Here is a 16678-nt window from a genome sequence, read left to right as displayed (position 1 = left end):
GACGCGTCAGAGTTCAGCCCCACCACGAGCCGCCCACAGCGCGACTTTGCCTCTTCCAGAACCCGCAGATGCCCTGGGTGAAGAATGTCAAAACAGCCATTGGTGAAGCCCACAGTCAGGCCCGCTTCCCGCCAGGCGGCGATCTGCGAAGTCGCGGCCTCAACCGAAAGATAGCTGACGCCTCCATTGTGCAGTCCCAATTGCAGGGCTGAGAGCAATTCACTGGCCGAAACCGTCGCCGTGCCGGCCTTGCCAACTGCAATGCCGGACGCCGCGATCGCCAGCGCCACCGCATCGGCAAGGTCGCCGCCCCCCGCAAGGCCAAGCGCCAGTGCGGCAATACTCGTATCGCCTGCGCCGGAAACATCATAAACCTCCCGCGCCTGCCCGCTCAGATGCACGATCGGCTCGCCATTTGCGGCATAGGACATGCCCTTCGCGGCGCGCGTGACCACAATCGACTTCGCGGGCAGCGCCGTCTGCGCCGCCGTCAGCGCGTCTTCGATCTCCTGATCGGTCTCGACGGGCAGCCGCATGGCGGTTGAGAGTTCGCTGGCATTCGGCTTGATCAGGTCTACCGCGCCATACCGGGCGAAATCCCGCCCCTTCGGGTCTGCGATCACAGGAATGCCATACGTCTTCCCGGCTGCCAGCGCCGCGGCGATGACACCATCCGTGACGGCACCCTTGGCATAGTCTGACAGGATGATGACGCTGGCCCGGCTGGCTTCATCGGCGATGGAGGCGATCAATTCCGCCTCGGACGCCGCGCCGATGGGGCTCGTATCTTCGGCATCCACGCGCAGCAATTGCTGGCCACCCGCCACAAAACGCGTCTTCAGCGTCGTGGCTCGCTCACGCATGGCGATCAGGTCCGCTTCCACGCCATCAATATCGCCCAGCAGCGCGGCCAACTCACGGCCTTCGCCATCATCGCCGACCACACCGATCAGTGACACGGCAAGACCCAGCGACGCCAGATTTCGCGCCACATTGCCCGCACCGCCCGGCATGGCCGATTCCCGCGTCCGACGCATGATGGGCACTGGTGCCTCGGGAGAGATGCGCGTCACACCGCCATAGATGAACCGGTCCAGCATGACGTCCCCGACGCAGACAATGCGTTTGCCCGCTGCAGCGCGAACGAGACCGGGAAGATGTGCACCTGACATAATTCATGAATCCCTTTGGGGGTTTTGATTCTGAGCCGTTTTTAAGTGGTATACCNGTCCATATAGGGTGGCGGAAGGCTAAGGCTCACTCCGGCGTGATCCAATCTGCGCGCCCNTGCGTAAACANATCAGAACCGCTCGCATGCAATCCGGAGGTCTTGTGTCACAATCTGCGCCCGCCATCGTCTGGTTCAGGGAAGATCTGCGTTTATCGGACAATCCTGCATTGCATGCTGCAGTCGCATCGCATCGGCCGCTTATCCTGCTTTACATCCATGATGAAGAAACAGACGGCCTGCGCCATCATGGCGGAGCATCGAAATGGTGGCTCGACAAATCCCTCCGTACGCTCGCGGGCGACATAGAAGCCGCTGGCGCCCAGTTGACCCTGCGCTCTGGCAAATCCAACGAAGTCCTTGATGCTGTNCTGAACGTCACNGGTGCGGAAGCGGTGTTCTGGAACCGTCGCTACGACAAGCCTGAGCGCGATCTGGACGCCCGCATCAAGGAAGATCTCACCGAACGCGGCATCGACGTGACCAGCTATAANGGCCGTCTGCTCAACGAGCCCTGGGCGGTCGAAACNAATGCGGGCGGCTATTACAAGGTCTTTACGCCCTATTGGAAACAGGCACGCCAGTGCATCAATGCCCGCGACACGTATGGTCGTCACAAGACGCTGAACGGACCGGACGTCGACAGCGAGTCTCTCGACGATTGGGGCCTGCATCCAACCAAGCCAGACTGGTCGACCGGCTTCGACGATTGGACGCCCGGAGAGGACGGCGCACTCGCCCGGCTGGAGGAATTCCTCGACGGGCCGATCAATGGCTACAANGACAANCGCNANCGGCCTGACNTGGACTGGTCGACATCCGGCCTGTCCCCGCATCTCCGCTTCGGAGAAATCGGCCCGCTGCAGATCTGGCGCGCTGTCCATGCCGGCATGGAAGCGGGCAACATCCACGAAAAGGATGGCATGCATTTCCTGTCTGAAGTGGGTTGGCGCGAATTCTCCCACACGCTGCTCTACTACAATCCGGACCTCGCGACGGAGAACTACAACGACTCCTTCCAGCATATGCCCTGGCGCACGGACGAGACTGCGCTGGACGCATGGAAAAAAGGCCAGACCGGCTATCCGATGGTCGATGCCGGGATGCGCCAGCTCTGGCAGACCGGCTGGATGCACAACCGGGTACGAATGATTGTCGCGTCCTTCCTGACCAAGCATCTTCTTCTGCCGTGGCAAGAAGGCGAAAAGTGGTTCTGGGACACGCTGGTCGATGCCGATCCGGCGAACAATTCCGCCAGCTGGCAATGGACCGCGGGGTCTGGCGCAGACGCTGCGCCCTATTTCCGTGTCTTCAACCCGATCAGCCAGGGAACCAAGTTTGACGAATCCGGCGACTATGTGCGCCGCTTCTGTCCGGAACTGAAAGACCTGCCCGACAAATACCTTCACGCCCCGTGGGAGGCCGACAAGGCCACGCTGAAGAAAGCCGGCATCACGCTGGGCGAGACCTATCCGAAACCCATTGTCGACCACTCTGCCGCGCGCCAGCGCGCCCTCGACGCCTATGATACGCTGAAAGAAAAAAGAGACGCCTCATGAAGAAAATCGCCATCATCGGTTCCGGCATATCGGGTCTCGGCGCAGCCTGGGCGCTGCGCAATTCCGCACACGTAACAGTTTTTGAACAATCAGGCCGGGCCGGGGGGCACGCATGTACGCATGCGTTCGACTATGACGGTCATGAAACGCGGGTCGATCTCGGCTTCATTGTCTACAATGCGCTGAACTATCCCAACCTGATCGGCTTCTTTGATGCGCTCGGCGTCGAGACGCAGGCGTCGGATATGAGTTTCTCCGTGTCCGACCCGAATGGCTGGGAATGGGCCTCGACCCTGAACGGCATCTTCGCCCAGCGCCGCAACCTGCTCAGCCCGCGTTTCCACCGCTTCTGGCGCACCATCCTGCGCTTCAACGACATTGCCCGCGAGGAACTCGCCGCCGGCCACATCACCGATACAACGCTCGGCGCCTGGCTGGAGCGGCACGGCTTCGACGAGGATTTCCGCGTCAATTATATCTTGCCAATGGGCGCCGCGATCTGGTCGACCTGTGAAGACAAGATGCTCGACTATCCCGCCATGAGCTTCTTCCAGTTCTTCGACAATCACCGCCTGATGCACAAGGAGCGCCCGAAATGGCGCACCGTGTCCGGCGGCAGCGATCACTATGTCCGCCGCGTTGTGGACACGCTCGGCGACCGTATGCGCCTCGATACGGGCGTCGAGCGTCTTTTCCCCTTCGGTCACCAGACCGCCCTCGTCACGTCGGATGGTCGCCGCGAGGTGTTTGATGAAGTCATCATCGCCACGCATTCAGATCAGGCCCTGCGCCTGACGCAGGAACATTACGAAGATCAGGCCTTCCTGCTCCGCTCCGTTCGCTATCGCCCGAACCGCATCTATCTGCACCGCGACCCTGCCCTGATGCCCGCCCGCAAGGCGGCATGGGCCAGCTGGAACGTGCTGAAGCAGGACAGCGGAGACATCTGCCTGACCTATTGGATGAACCGCCTTCAGGGCCTGCCGGATGAACGCCCGCTATTCATCACGCTGAACCCGGATACACCGCCGCGGGACGATCGGGTCTTTCACGAATACGAGTTCGACCATCCGCAATTCGACGCGGCCGCCGAGGCTGCCGTGCGTGGCCTGAAGCGCATTCAGGGGCAGGATGGCCTCTGGATCGCCGGGGCATGGATGGGGCGCGGCTTCCACGAAGATGGCCTGAAATCCGGCCTGTCGCCCGCGCTTTCGCTCGGCGGTTCGGTTCCGTGGACACCGGAAGGCGTGGACATCGTGCAGCCAATGCGCAAGCCTCGCCTTGTGGAAGTCGCTGCCGAGGTATCTGTGTGACGAACCTGACCGCCCAGCCAGCCCTGAGCCTCTGGACCGGCCAGACCGTCCATGTGCGCTACACCCCGTTCGAGCGGCGCTTCGCCTACAAACTTGTGCTGATCGACCTGGACATCGACCGTCTCGATGAGGCCGCCGCATCTTCTGCTCTGTTCAGCGTCAACGCTCCGGGCCTGTTTGCCTTTCGCACACAGGATCATGGGCCGAAGCAGGCAGGCGCGCCCTTGCGTCCCTGGGCTGAGGCGGAACTCGCCAAGGCAGGTGTCAGCCTTGATGGCGGCGCGATCCGGCTGGTCACCTTCCCGCGCCACCTGTTCTACAAATTCGCGCCACTCTCGCTCTGGTATGGCTACGGACCGGATGGCGACCTTCGCGGCATCATCTATGAAGTGAACAACACTTTCGGCGAAAGCCATAGCTATGTCGCCGCCGTAAAGGCCGGCCGCAACCGTCACAGCGCGCCGAAATCCTTCCACGTCTCGCCATTCTTCGACGTGACCGGAACCTATCGCTTCACCCTGCGTTCGCCGGAAGACAAATTGGGGGTGGTCGTGGAAAGCCTGAAAGACGGAAATTGCCTGCACATGGCCAATATCACGGCCCGCAAGCGGCCTGCGACCCGCGCAAACCTGCTCAAACTCGCTGTGACAAACCCACTTTCCACGCTTGGCGTAACCGTCGGGATCCACTGGCAGGCCTTGAAGATCTGGCTGCGCGGCGCAGGCTATCGCAGCAAACCCAATCCGCCAGAAACAACCTCAACCATTGCCTTGCCGTTACAGATACGTAATGCTGGGAAACGGAGGGATGCCGCATGACCGAGGTCATACACGCCAGCGCCCAGACCATTCGGAACCTCAAGGATGTTCCGGCAAGCTTTCGTCTGGCCGCCTTCGCGCTGCTGAACACACAGAGTGGCAGCATATCCTTTGTCCTGCCGGGTGATCGTGTCCTGGAATACCGACATGACAAAACCGGTCCGCACGCGACCATTATCGTGCACAATTACGACTTCGTGAAACGCGCAATGGCAGGCGGGGATGTCGGCTTTGCCGAGGCGTATATGGATGGCGACTGGTCCACGCCGGACCTGACCGCCGTGCTGCGCTTCTTCTCAGCCAATTTCGACAATATCGGAAAGCTTGCCGTAGGCGGAACGCTTGTTCGCTGGATCAATATGGTTCGCCATATCTTCAATCGCAACTCCCGCGAGGGCGCGAAGAAGAACATCATGGCCCATTATGATCTGGGCAATGATTTCTACAGCCTCTGGCTGGATCCCAGCATGACCTATTCCTCGGCCATCTTCGATAGCCCGAACATGAGCCTCGAACAGGGCCAGCACAACAAATACAGCAACATCTGTGACCGGATCAGTGCCGGGCCGTCTTCGGAAATTCTNGAAATTGGGTGCGGCTGGGGCGGCTTTGCCGAATACGCCGCCAAGCATCGCGGCTCGAAAGTCACCTGNCTGACCATTTCGCCCTCACAGCGCGACTTCGCCATGCAACGGATGCAGAAGCANGGCCTNAACGAGCGCGTCGAGATCCGGCTGGAAGACTACCGGGATCACAAAGGTTCCTATGATGGCGTCGCTTCCATCGAGATGTTCGAAGCGGTCGGGGAATCGTACTGGCCCAGCTATTTTGCAAAAATCTTCGAGAGCCTGAAACAGGGCGGCAAGGCGGCGCTGCAGATCATCACGATTGATGACCATCTCTTCCCCAGATACCGCAAACGGGTGGACTTCATCCAACGTCACATTTTTCCGGGCGGCATGTTGCCCAGCGAGACAGCGCTGAAAGACCAGTTCCAGTCTGCGGGCCTGCGCCATGATGGCGTCACCTATTTCGGCCAGGATTATGCCCGNACCTGCCGTGAGTGGGCGCGTGATTTNAACGCCAATTGGGACACGATCTCGAAATTGGATTTCGACGAGCCTTTCCGACGCATGTGGAATTTCTACCTGTCCTACTGCGAAGCGGGCTTCACCGATGGCCGCATCAATGTCGGCCAGTTCCAGGTGTCAAAGGCTTAGGTTCGCTCCGCCTCTCCGGCGAAAGCCGGGGAGACGGCCCCCNTAANGCCCCACAAACCTNCCCGAAACTTCAATTAAAACAACACCCCACCANATCCGAATCCGACAGGTAAATCCGCCGCGCATCCTGCTCGCATGTCGGATTTGCGCTACACCCCTCCCACCGAAATNCGNTCNGCGGTCTGGCTGATGCTGAACGTGCTCAGCCTCGCCGTGATCTCCCTGCGAGAGCGGTTTGGCATTGCGCCGTGTACGCCTTTCTTGCCCCGGCATGTCCTCAGCAGCCTGTCCAGCTTTCTGGCCCAGGCTGAACCGGCGCTGCGCCGATGTCTCTATCTCAGCGCGGCAGAGCTCGGCGCCCTGCCCGCACCGGCCCCCATCATGCCGTCACCCAAAAGGAAATCCGGGCCCGGCAATGCCGTCGCCCGCTCGCCGACACCTCCGACATTCCGATTGTTCGAAGCCGGCTCAGGCCGCAAGGACGCGTCACCCCCACCCAAGACCTTCCGCACCGGTCCGCGCATCCGNTTCCTNGATGGAGATGATACGCCAGACATTCACGAATATGATGNGCACTCTGATGACATCCTGCCGGCTCGCGCACTCGTGCGNCGGCTGGCCGCCNTGGACCACGCGCTCGACCATCGAGACGTCTACATCCGCAAGCTCCGCCGTGCCCTCGGTGCGCCGCGNGCCTTGCTNAAACCCATNGGCAAACGCCTCTACCGGCGCGGCCCGCTCAGCTTCCTGCAATGCCAGACGGCCCGGGCACTGGAGGCGGAAGCGCAGGCCGTCCAGCCCTATTTCAATTCATCCTGACACGCACGAAAATGAAAACCTGTCACCGGCCGGAGACTCTCCGCGCCGGATGCTTGTGCTGGTCGTCTCGCCGCGTCACACCCGATGAGCGCAGCTCATCTGGGGGCCCATCTCCCGATCAGGNCGCTGGCGGATGACAGGAGAGGGCTAATCCCTAGACCAGCCGGCTTTGCTTGACCGCCGCGCCAATAAAGCTCGCAAACAGCGGATGTGGCTCGAACGGGCGGGATTTCAGTTCCGGGTGGTACTGAACGCCAATGAACCANGGATGCTCGGGTATCTCGAAGATTTCCGGCAGCTTGCCATCCGGCGACAGGCCGGAGAACAGGCCGCCNGCCTTCTCAAGCGCTTCGATATAGCCCGCATTCACCTCATAGCGATGGCGGTGACGCTCCGAGATGTCGAGCGTGCCATAGATCTCGGCGACCTTGCTGCCCGGCTTCAGGCGCGCTGGATAGGCGCCGAGGCGCATCGTGCCACCCTTGTCGGTATTGGCGTCGCGCAGGACTTTCTCATTGCCCTTGGTCCACTCTTCCATCAGGCCGACCAGCGGCGCATCGGTCTCGGGATCATTCTCGGTCGTGTTCGCCTCGTCGATGCCGGCCATGTTGCGCGCCGCCTCGATGACGGACATCTGCATGCCATAGCAAATGCCGAAACACGGCACCTTGCGTTCGCGTGCAAACCTTGCCGCCCGCATCTTGCCATGCGCGCCGCGCTCTCCAAAGCCACCCGGCAGGATGATGCCATGCACGCCTTCCAGAATGTCCAGAGGCCGGGCCTCATCGTCGAATTCTTCGGAATTGATCAGGCGAATGTCGACNTTCACCTTGTTGGCAAGGCCGCCATGCGCCAGCGCTTCGGCAACCGATTTATAGGCATCCGGCACATCGGTATATTTGCCGACGAGGCCGATACAGACATTGCCATCCGGATGGTGGGTCGTATGCGCAATCTGGTGCCAGCCGGACAGATCCGGCTNCGGCGCGTCATCAATGCGGAAATGGGAAAGGACTTCCTTGTCCAGCCCTTCGGCATGATAGGATTCCGGCACGTCATAGATGTGGCCCACNTCGCGGGCCTCGATCACGCTGGACAGGCGCACATTACAGAAGCTGGCAATCTTGCCTTTTTCGTTTTCCGGGATCGGNCGGTCACAGCGGCACAGCAGGATATGCGGCTGGATACCAATGGAGCGCAGCTCCTTCACCGAGTGCTGTGTCGGCTTGGTCTTCATCTCGCCNGCNGCCGGAATATATGGCAGCAGCGTCAGATGGATGAAGCAGGCACGCTCCGGCCCGAGTTCCTGGCCAAGCTGNCGGATCGCCTCGAAGAATGGCAGGCCTTCAATATCGCCGACCGTTCCGCCGATTTCGCACANNACGAACTCCACATCCTCGCCCGGATCGGACAGGACGAAATCCTTGATCTCGTTCGTGACGTGCGGAATCACCTGAATGGTCGCGCCGAGATAGTCGCCGCGGCGCTCTTTCTCGATAATGTGCTTGTAGATGCGGCCCGTCGTGATGTTGTCCGACTGGCGGGCCGAGACGCCGGTGAAGCGCTCATAATGGCCAAGGTCCAGATCGGTCTCTGCGCCNTCATCGGTGACATAGACCTCACCATGCTGGCGAGGGCTCATCGTGCCGGGATCGACATTGAGATACGGATCGAGCTTGCGCAGGCGGACCTTGTAGCCACGCGCCTGAAGCAACGCACCGAGTGCGGCGGAAGCGATACCCTTGCCAAGGGAGGACACCACGCCGCCTGTAATGAAAATATAGCGGATCATGGGATCACCCTGATGCCGTGATTCGTTTGGATTTGGCGCAGGGAAAACACCCGCACCGCTCAATTATTGGGGATTNCCCGTTTCCTCGTCAGNAACCGGNGCCGTNTCTTCNGGCGCGGCGTCTGCCGTCGGGTCGATCAGAACACCCGGCTCANCCGCTTCCGGCGCTGGCGTGGCAGACAGGCCNTCCTGTCCTTCCAGCAACGGCGCCGTTGGGTCGAGCAGGTCGACCGGGCCGCTTGCACCGTCTTCATCCGCGCCCAGCGCGCGCTCGACTTCGGTGCGCGTGTCATTGTTGCGGTTCGCCAGCGTGGTCAGNCCCAGGCTGGTCAGGAAGAAAATGCCGCCAAACATGATCGTGGACCGCACCAGCGCGCCTGCAGCGCCGCGCCCGGACAGCAGCGATCCTGCGCCGCCGCCACCGCCGCCGCCGATGCCGAGACCGCCACCTTCAGACTTCTGAAGAAGGACCAGGCCCGTCATGACGATACAGGCAATGATGTGGACAACGAGGATGACGTTCTGCATGGCTGGTGCGTTTCCAGTAAAATTCAAGCCGCCCGCATATCGCCATTGCGCGCGGGAGCCAAGCCTTGGGGTTCAGTCTTTGGTTACTTTGCTTGAGCGTAAATGGCGAGGAAGTCGTCCGCCTTCAAGCTTGCNCCCCCGATAAGACCGCCATTTACATCCTTTACTTCAAGGATTTCAGCAGCGTTACCCGGCTTCATGCTGCCGCCATAGAGCAGCGGGATCTGGTCTGCGCCGTCCGCGCCGAATCGCTGGGCAAGACNTGTNCGAATAGCGGTATGGACCTCGTCGATCTGGTCCGGCGTGGCCACTTCNCCTGTGCCGATGGCCCAGATTGGCTCATACGCGATCACGATTTGCTCGGCCTTCGCGCCCTCTGGAATGGAGCCGTCAATCTGGCTGGCCACGAAGTCCAGCGTCTCACCGGCCTTGCGCTGATCCAGGCTCTCACCGATGCAGATGATCGGCGTCAGGCCCGCGCGCAGGGCTGCAGCGGCNTGTGCNGCAACGATCTCATTGGTCTCGCCATGATCAGTGCGGCGCTCGGAATGACCGACAATTACGTGGCTCGCCCCGGCGTCCGCCAGCATCTCTGCAGAGATATCACCCGTATGCGCGCCGCTCTCATTGGNGTGGCAGGTCTCNCCACCCACTTTCAGTTCAGATCCGTGCGCGGCCTCCGCGGCAACCGTCAGAAGCGTGGCTGGCACACACAAAAGCGCCTCCACTCCGGCCTTGCCCTTNCCGACACCTGCCGCGGCATCCCGGATTTCCCCCAGGCTGGCCTTCAGGCCATTCATCTTCCAATTACCTGCGATAAGTGTTCTGGTCATAAGCTATCCCTATCTTGAAAGACCTAACGGGGTCGCCTAGCAAGCACTGGACCACTCCTCAACCTGCCAGAAAGACGCTGCCGATATGCTAGCCCTGATGAAAAGCCTGATGAATTCCTTCGTCGGCAAGATTGTAGTCATGATCATCATCGCGGGGATGGCTTTCTGGGGTGTGGACCAGATGTTCGCCCAGATTCGCGGTGGCCTCGGCTCGAACATGGCAGCGGCGGGCAGCCGTGGCTTTGACGCGGCGGCCTTTGACCGGCGGGTCGAGAGCGTGGTTCGGAACATCAATGCCGATTCCGAAGAACCGGTGACNAAGCCGGACCTGGTGGAACAGGGCATCATCGACCAGATCTTCAACATGGAAGCCGCCAAGCTGACNCTGCTNGGNTATGCCGACTCCATCGGGGTCCGCCCGTCCACAGATGCTGTGGTCGAGGAATTGAGAAACACGGACGCATTCAAGAACCCCCTTACNGGTTCCCTGGATCTGGACACTTACCGTCTGGTGCTGAACCAGAACCGGATCAGCCAGGCAGATTACGAGCAGCAGCTCTCCGACGATCTCACGATGGCTGCGATGCGCGATGCTGCTGGCGCAGCGATCTATCCGGCCAACACGCTGGCGGCGCTTCAGGGCCGGTATCTGGGCGAGTCCCGCAACGTGGCCTGGTTCATCCTGAACACCGATACACTGCCAGAGCCGGACGCCCCGACTGAAGAAGATGTCCGCGCCTATTACGATGAAAACCTCGAAGCCNTGAAACAGCCNGAGCGCCGCATGATCGATGTGCTGCGCATGTCCGCTGAAGACTTCCTCTCCGAAGTCACCGTGACCGATCAGGAAGTTGCCACGGTCTATGAGGCCAGCAAGTCCGANCGCTTCTCGGAACCGGACACCCGCACCTATGTCGAGTTGCTGTTTGATACGCGCGAGGCTGCTCGCACCGCATTCGGCCTGCTTGCCGCTGGCTCAGACCCGGCATCCATTGAGGGCGTCGCCTCCCGCGAGACCAAGACCGGTCGCCGCGAAAGCGTCAGCGATCCCTTGCTCGCCGACGCCATGTTTGGCGCTGGCCGCCAGAGCGGCGCCCTGTTCGGCCCGGCCGAGCGCGGTGACCAATGGTTGGTAGCGCGTCTCATCTCCGTTCAGCCGGGCGCTGTCTTCCCGCTGGAACAGGTTGAAGGCGAGATCCGCGACCAGCTGTCCCGCGAGCGCGCATCGGTTCTGCTCTTCGACAAGATGGAAGCGCTCGACCGCGCNATCGGTGCCGGATACCCGCTCAGCCAGATTGCCGAAGATGTCGGCGTGCCGCTGATCACCTACGCTCCGGTCGATACGTCTGGCCGCACGCGTGACGGTGTCACCCTGCACGGCCTGCTGCAGGCGGGGGAAGCCTTCCAGCAATCCTTCCAGATCGGTGTCGGCGATACCAGCAACCGGTTCGACATTGGCGAAGCAACCTATCTGACCTCGCCGCGCGAGATCATCGAAAGCTACACGCCGGAATTCGAGGAGCTGAGCGATCAGGTCCGCGCCGTTCTCGTGGCTCAGCGCCAGCAGAACAGCGTCCANTCCGCGCTCGACGACCTGACCAAGCGGATAGAGTCCGGCGAGACCACGCTGGAGGCCGAAGCCCGNGCAGCCGGNGAAGTGGTGGAAACACCGCTCGCCCCTGTCACNCGCCGGAATGCGGGCGAGGCGGGNCTGCCAAGCGCCGCCCTAGGCCAGATCTTCAACGGCAAGGAAGGCGATGTGTTCACCCTGCCAAGCCGGGCCGGTGACATGGTCATGGTGATGCANCTGACCGAGGTCACGCCGCCGAGCGAGGCCGAGCTGGCCGAACTGGCCCCACTGGCCAATTCCAATTTGCTTGCTGAACTCCAGAGCGACCTCATTGCGGCGACCGAGGCCGAGATCTCTGCCAGCATGAAGCTTCGCAAGAACCAGGGCGCCCTCAACGTCTACAAGGCATCGATCTCGACCGAACAATGAGCACTGCACAGCTGATCGTCCGGCGCCGGATCGGGGATATCGAGACCCCGGTTGCGGCCATGCTGAAGCTCGGTGCGGAAACGCCCGGCAGCTTCCTGTTCGANTCCATTGCCGGCGGCGAACGCCTTGGCCGCTATTCCTTCATCGGGCTGGAGCCGGACCGCTGGTTCCGCATCCTCGATGGCAAGGCCCAGATCGCCAGNGATGCGGAGTTCTCGGATGCCCGCACGCTGGAGGCTGGACCGGTCGAAGCGCTGAAAGCGTTCGCCCGTGACGCCCGCGCNGAAGCCGATGAGGCCCTGCCGCCAATGGCCTCAGGCGCGTTTGGCTATGTTGGCTATGACATGATCCAGTATGTCGAGCCGGTGAAAATCACCAAGCCGGACATGCTGAACGTTCCNGAAGCGCTGCTGGTCATCCCGCGCGTCGTCATNGTNTTTGATCACATCTATCAGGAAATCCTGCTGATCGGCCGCGTCGAAGGCGGCNACGAGGCAGAGATCAACGCCCTGCTGGACGATGTGGAAACGCGACTGGAGCGCTTGCCCCAGATGCCNCCNAAGGATCAGGANCCGGCCCCGGTCGACCTGCAATCCAACACATCGAAAGAGCGCTATTTCGAGATCGTGGATCGCTGCAAGGAGTACATACGCGCAGGCGACATCTTCCAGGTGGTGCCGAGCCAGCGTTTCTCCGCGCCCTTCCCGCGCCAGTCGATCAGCTATTATCGCGCCCTGCGCCGTCTGAACCCGTCCGCCTTCATGTTCCACATGAACCTCGGCACGGTCAGTCTTGTCGGCTCCAGCCCGGAAATCCTCGTCCGCGTGCGTGATGGCCGCGTCGCCATCCGCCCCATTGCCGGCACCCGTCCGCGCAGTGGCAATGATGAAGAAGACGCCCGCCGCGCCGCGAGCCTTCTGGCCGATCCGAAAGAGATCGCCGAACACCTGATGCTGCTGGATCTTGGCCGCAATGATGTGGGCCGCGTTGCCGCCTATGGAAGTGTGACGGTTACGGAGCAATTCATNGTCGAGCGCTATTCNCACGTGATGCACATTGTCAGCCANGTTGAAGGNGANCTGCGNGANGGGCTCGACAGTGTCGACGCNNTGTTCGCNGGCTTCCCGGCAGGGACNGTCTCCGGNGCNCCAAAGATCCGCGCCATGCANATCATCAACGAGATGGAATCCCATCGCCGCGGCATCTATGGCGGCGCCGTGGGGTATTTCGGCTGGAATGGCGATCTCGACACCTGTATCGCGCTGCGAACCGCTGTGCTGAAGGATGGCCAGCTGCACATNCAGGCNGGNGGNGGGGTCGTGCTCGATTCCAANCCTCANTACGAATATGATGAGACGGTCCACAAGGCAGGCGCCCTGAAGCGNGCAGCCGAACTGGCAGCAGCCTATGAGTTCGACCAATGAGCCGGAAGAAAATCCTCGTCATCGACAATTATGACAGCTTCACCTGGAACCTCGTCCACTATCTGGAAGAGCTGGGCGCGGAGACACGCGTTGTCCGCAATGACGAACTGACCGTTGAAGAAGCGCTCGCCAGCGATGCAGACGGCGTGCTGTTGTCGCCGGGCCCGTGCTCGCCGAATGAGGCAGGTATCTGCGTCGCCCTGATTGAGCAGGCCCCGGATGATCTGCCGATCCTGGGCGTGTGCCTTGGTCATCAATCCATCGGCCAGGCCTTTGGCGGCGAAGTGGTCACCGCCAGGGAAATCCGCCANGGNAAATTGTCNGAGATCCGCCANACGGGCGGAGACCTGTTCGANGGCCTGCCGGAAACCTATCAAGTTGTCCGCTACCACTCGCTCGCCGTAAAGCCGGAAGACCTGCCNGATGTGCTGGTCGCCGATGCGTTCACGGAGGATGGCGAAGTCATGGCCCTCCACCACANGACGCGGCCCGTCTACGGTGTGCAGTTCCATCCGGAAAGCATCCTCACCGAACACGGCCACGCCTTGCTGAAGAACTGGCTGGACCGGCTCTAGAAGCGCACTTCGAAATGCTCGCCAACGTCCGGCTTGTCGTCGGTCAGATTGGCTTTCGCAACTTCGTAGAAGAACTTTGCGCCGCCTTTTGATGTCCAGACTTCACCATAGTCGAGCGACAGCTTGAGCAGAAGAACGTCGGGATCCTGCTTGCCGTCTTCGTACCAGCTGGCGGCAATGAAGCTCCAGTATTCGTCGAGCTTTTCCTTGTTGATCTCAGGCGTCAGGCGGCCTGACAGGCTGGCATAGAGGCCTTCCTTGTCATTGCACAGAACATAGTGTGCCTGCCCGCCCTTGGCGTTTTCCGCCATGTAGGTTCCCTTCGCCGTGATGAACCAGAGCTCGCGCTTGTTCTCATCGACATAGTGGGACATCGGCACCGCGCGGCCTTCGATGACCAGCATGCCGGTCCGACAGTCTTCCAGACGGTCCCAGAAAGTTTCGGTCATGTCCTTGTCAGCGAGTTGGGTCATTGGGGAAAAGCTCCATGTTTGGGTTTCCTGTCCAACGCCTGCCTGCTGTCGTGGTTCCGCATGACCACGCAGCCCCCCAAAAGAAAAGGGCCCCTGAGGGCCCTCTCCCGATACGGATGGATTCAACGCCTATTCAGGCTTGCGGAACCGCAGGGTCATGCGGTCGGACTCGCCAATCTTCGCAATCGCCTCGCGCTCCGGCGTGCCTTCCTCGGTCGTGGCGAAGCTTGGCGCGAGACGCCAGACAATGTCGCCCTCGCCCGCATCATCTGCCGGATTGCTATTGATCTCGCTCGACTCTTCGAGAACGAACCCGGCCGCCTCGAAACTGTCGACCACAAANCTCGTCTTCAGGTATCCGGCATTGCCNTCGGCCCAGGCNTCCGGCGTATCTTCAGACGCGCGGTGCTGGACCACGCCGACCACGCCGCCCGGCTTCAGGATGCGATAGGTTTCAGCAATCGTCGCCGTGTAGGTGCCAAGTTCTTCCTCGGTCCGGTTCAGATTGTGCAGCGCGCGGATAAAGAGTGCCGCATCGGCCTTCTCCGCCTTGTCNTCCGGCAGCGTCGTCAGCTTGTAGTCATAGACTTTCGCNCCNTTCTCACCGGCCCATCCCTCGGCGGTTTCGACCCAGCCTTCCAGCTGCGCCAGNATACCGGCGACGCGCTCCTCATCTGCGCCGGGCAGGATACGNATCCACATCTCATCNGGATAGTGCGCGCCGATCAGCTTGCCCTCCGGCCCGAGATACGGGAGCAGGATNTTGCTNTACCATCCGCGGCCCGGCAGCGCCTCGACCACCGTCATGCCGGGTTCAATTCCAAAGAACTCCAGCGTCGCACCGGGATTGCGCGCGTCGTAACGAGCCTGCACCTCTTCCGGCTGCATGGCCAACGCCGCGGCGAGCGCAACGGAGTCGGACACGTTCATCGCGTCATCGACCGTTTCGGCGGCTTCGGCCATCTCGGCTTCAACCGCAGCCTCCACTTCCACGTCTTCTTCCGCGTCCATCACGGTTTCGACTTCGATCGTCTCTTCNACCACTGTCTCGTCCGTCATGTCGTCAGCAGGCGGCGTCTGGCACGCTGCGAGAAGTGCAATACCGGCTNCACCGGCGAGCAAATATCTGGGTTTCATGGTGTCCTCCTCCATCAGGTTTCTGGTCTCTTGGAAATTCCCCTGTGGCGAGAGACTAGCCCAATCCGCCAGAAAACGCGATCAAGTCTTCGTGTAGGCTGGCTGAAGGCTTTGTGACGATCTGTGCGCCTGCGTCACTGACGGGCTTGATCAGGCAGGCTCCAAGCCCCTATGCAGGCGCGAAGNGAAACCGGAATTCCCGCCATGTCCCAAGACAGTCTCACCACCGCCCTTCTGGCCATTGCCCGGCGCCAGCCGCTGGACTCTGAAACGCTGGAAGGCGCCTTCGACAAATTGCTGTCTGGCGAAGCTGCGCCAGAGGAAATTGGCGCCTTCCTGATGGGCCTTACCGTGCGCGGGGAAACCGCTGACGAACTTGCTGCCGGCGCGCGCATCATGCGCCAGCATGCCCGGAAAGTTCATGTGGAAGGTCCGGTGCTGGACACGTGCGGCACGGGTGGTCTTCCATGGAAAAGCCTGAACACATCCACCGCCAGCGCCATCGTCATTGCCGCAGCGGGCGGGCGCGTCGCCAAGCATGGCAACCGGTCGGTGCCGCCGAAGACCGGCTCTGCGGACGTGCTGGAGGCGCTGGGCGTCAACCTCGACATGGATGAGGAGACCTTCCTCGATTGCCTGAATGGTTGCGGCGTCGCCTTCATGTTCGCGCGCAGCCATCACAGTGCCATGCGCCATGTCGCTCCGGTCCGCGCCAAGCTGGGCATTCGCACCATCTTCAACCTGCTTGGCCCTCTCAGCAATCCGGCCAGCGCGGAATACCAGGTGCTGGGTGTGTTCGCGCCGGAATGGGTGCGCCCGATGGCTGATACGCTGGCGCGCCTCGGCACCCAGCGCGCCTGGGTCGTTCATGGCATGGACGGCATTGATGAAATCTCCATCGCGGGAACCACCAGGGTCTGCGAAGTCACCCCTGACGGCGTGCGCGAGTTCGACCTGACC

At 61.4% G+C, this 16678-nt stretch carries 13 protein-coding genes; 8 read left to right on the top strand and 5 right to left on the bottom strand.

Translation table 11 applies throughout. From position 1 onward, the window contains the following. On the bottom strand, positions 1-1172 hold a 1172-nt coding region (locus CBB91_RS00870; RefSeq protein WP_273011147.1), incomplete at its 3' end, for a PfkB family carbohydrate kinase. Between the two features lie 142 nt (positions 1173-1314). Here CBB91_RS00870 and CBB91_RS00865 point away from each other — a divergent pair. The 4 genes from CBB91_RS00865 to CBB91_RS00850 are packed head-to-tail and all read left to right on the top strand — an operon-like array spanning position 1315 to position 6138. After that, positions 1315-2787: a deoxyribodipyrimidine photo-lyase gene (locus CBB91_RS00865; RefSeq protein WP_288145199.1), complete on the top strand. Its 1473-nt coding sequence runs from the start codon at positions 1315-1317 to the stop codon at positions 2785-2787. Further along, complete coding sequence (locus tag CBB91_RS00860; protein WP_273011145.1) at positions 2784-4100, top strand: FAD-dependent oxidoreductase; 1317 nt, start codon at positions 2784-2786, stop codon at positions 4098-4100. The genes CBB91_RS00865 and CBB91_RS00860 overlap by 4 nt, the downstream gene beginning before the upstream one ends. Then, positions 4097-4918 carry a DUF1365 domain-containing protein gene (locus CBB91_RS00855; protein ID WP_273011142.1) on the top strand — a complete coding sequence of 274 codons (822 nt, stop codon included), beginning with the start codon at positions 4097-4099 and terminating at the stop codon, positions 4916-4918. The genes CBB91_RS00860 and CBB91_RS00855 overlap by 4 nt, the downstream gene beginning before the upstream one ends. Further along, positions 4915-6138, top strand: coding sequence for a cyclopropane-fatty-acyl-phospholipid synthase family protein (locus CBB91_RS00850; protein ID WP_273011139.1), 1224 nt, complete (start codon positions 4915-4917; stop codon positions 6136-6138). The genes CBB91_RS00855 and CBB91_RS00850 overlap by 4 nt, the downstream gene beginning before the upstream one ends. Positions 6139-7111: 973 nt before the next feature. On the opposite strand, the gene CBB91_RS00845 is transcribed toward CBB91_RS00850, so the two are convergent. The 3 genes from CBB91_RS00845 to tpiA form a co-directional block, all read right to left on the bottom strand. Then, positions 7112-8749, bottom strand: a complete 1638-nt coding sequence (locus CBB91_RS00845; RefSeq protein WP_273011136.1) for a CTP synthase — start codon at positions 8747-8749, stop codon at positions 7112-7114. A 63-nt stretch (positions 8750-8812) separates the two neighbouring features. Continuing rightward, positions 8813-9277 carry a preprotein translocase subunit SecG gene (gene secG, locus CBB91_RS00840; RefSeq protein WP_273011133.1) on the bottom strand — a complete coding sequence of 155 codons (465 nt, stop codon included), beginning with the start codon at positions 9275-9277 and terminating at the stop codon, positions 8813-8815. Positions 9278-9360: 83 nt separating this feature from the next. Beyond that, on the bottom strand, positions 9361-10110 hold the full coding sequence (tpiA, locus tag CBB91_RS00835) for a triose-phosphate isomerase (RefSeq protein ID WP_273011130.1): 750 nt from the start codon (positions 10108-10110) through the stop codon (positions 9361-9363). An 85-nt stretch (positions 10111-10195) separates the two neighbouring features. Between tpiA and CBB91_RS00830 the strand changes: the two genes are divergently transcribed. From CBB91_RS00830 to CBB91_RS00820, 3 genes are all read left to right on the top strand, one after another. Beyond that, the gene (locus CBB91_RS00830; RefSeq protein WP_345906694.1) at positions 10196-12109 is read left to right on the top strand and encodes a SurA N-terminal domain-containing protein; all 1914 of its coding nucleotides are present in this window, start codon (positions 10196-10198) and stop codon (positions 12107-12109) included. After that, positions 12106-13533, top strand: a complete 1428-nt coding sequence (gene trpE / locus CBB91_RS00825) for an anthranilate synthase component I (protein WP_273011126.1) — start codon at positions 12106-12108, stop codon at positions 13531-13533. Before CBB91_RS00830 ends, trpE begins: the two co-directional genes overlap by 4 nt. After that, positions 13530-14108 (top strand): aminodeoxychorismate/anthranilate synthase component II, encoded by a 579-nt coding sequence (locus CBB91_RS00820; protein ID WP_273011124.1) that lies wholly within the window; start codon positions 13530-13532, stop codon positions 14106-14108. Before trpE ends, CBB91_RS00820 begins: the two co-directional genes overlap by 4 nt. Here the strand turns inward: CBB91_RS00820 and CBB91_RS00815 are convergent. Next, positions 14105-14581, bottom strand: a complete 477-nt coding sequence (locus tag CBB91_RS00815; RefSeq protein ID WP_035553567.1) for a pyridoxamine 5'-phosphate oxidase family protein — start codon at positions 14579-14581, stop codon at positions 14105-14107. The genes CBB91_RS00820 and CBB91_RS00815 overlap by 4 nt on opposite strands. Positions 14582-15922: 1341 nt before the next feature. On the opposite strand from CBB91_RS00815, the gene trpD reads away from it, so the two are divergent. Further along, positions 15923-16678: anthranilate phosphoribosyltransferase (gene trpD, locus CBB91_RS00810; protein WP_273011123.1), on the top strand; the 756-nt coding region annotated here is incomplete at its 3' end.

The organism is Hyphomonas sp. TMED31 (genome assembly GCF_002172815.1).
In the GTDB taxonomy this organism is placed as follows: domain Bacteria; phylum Pseudomonadota; class Alphaproteobacteria; order Caulobacterales; family Hyphomonadaceae; genus Hyphomonas; species Hyphomonas atlantica.
This window is presented reverse-complemented; position numbering and strand designations above follow the sequence as displayed.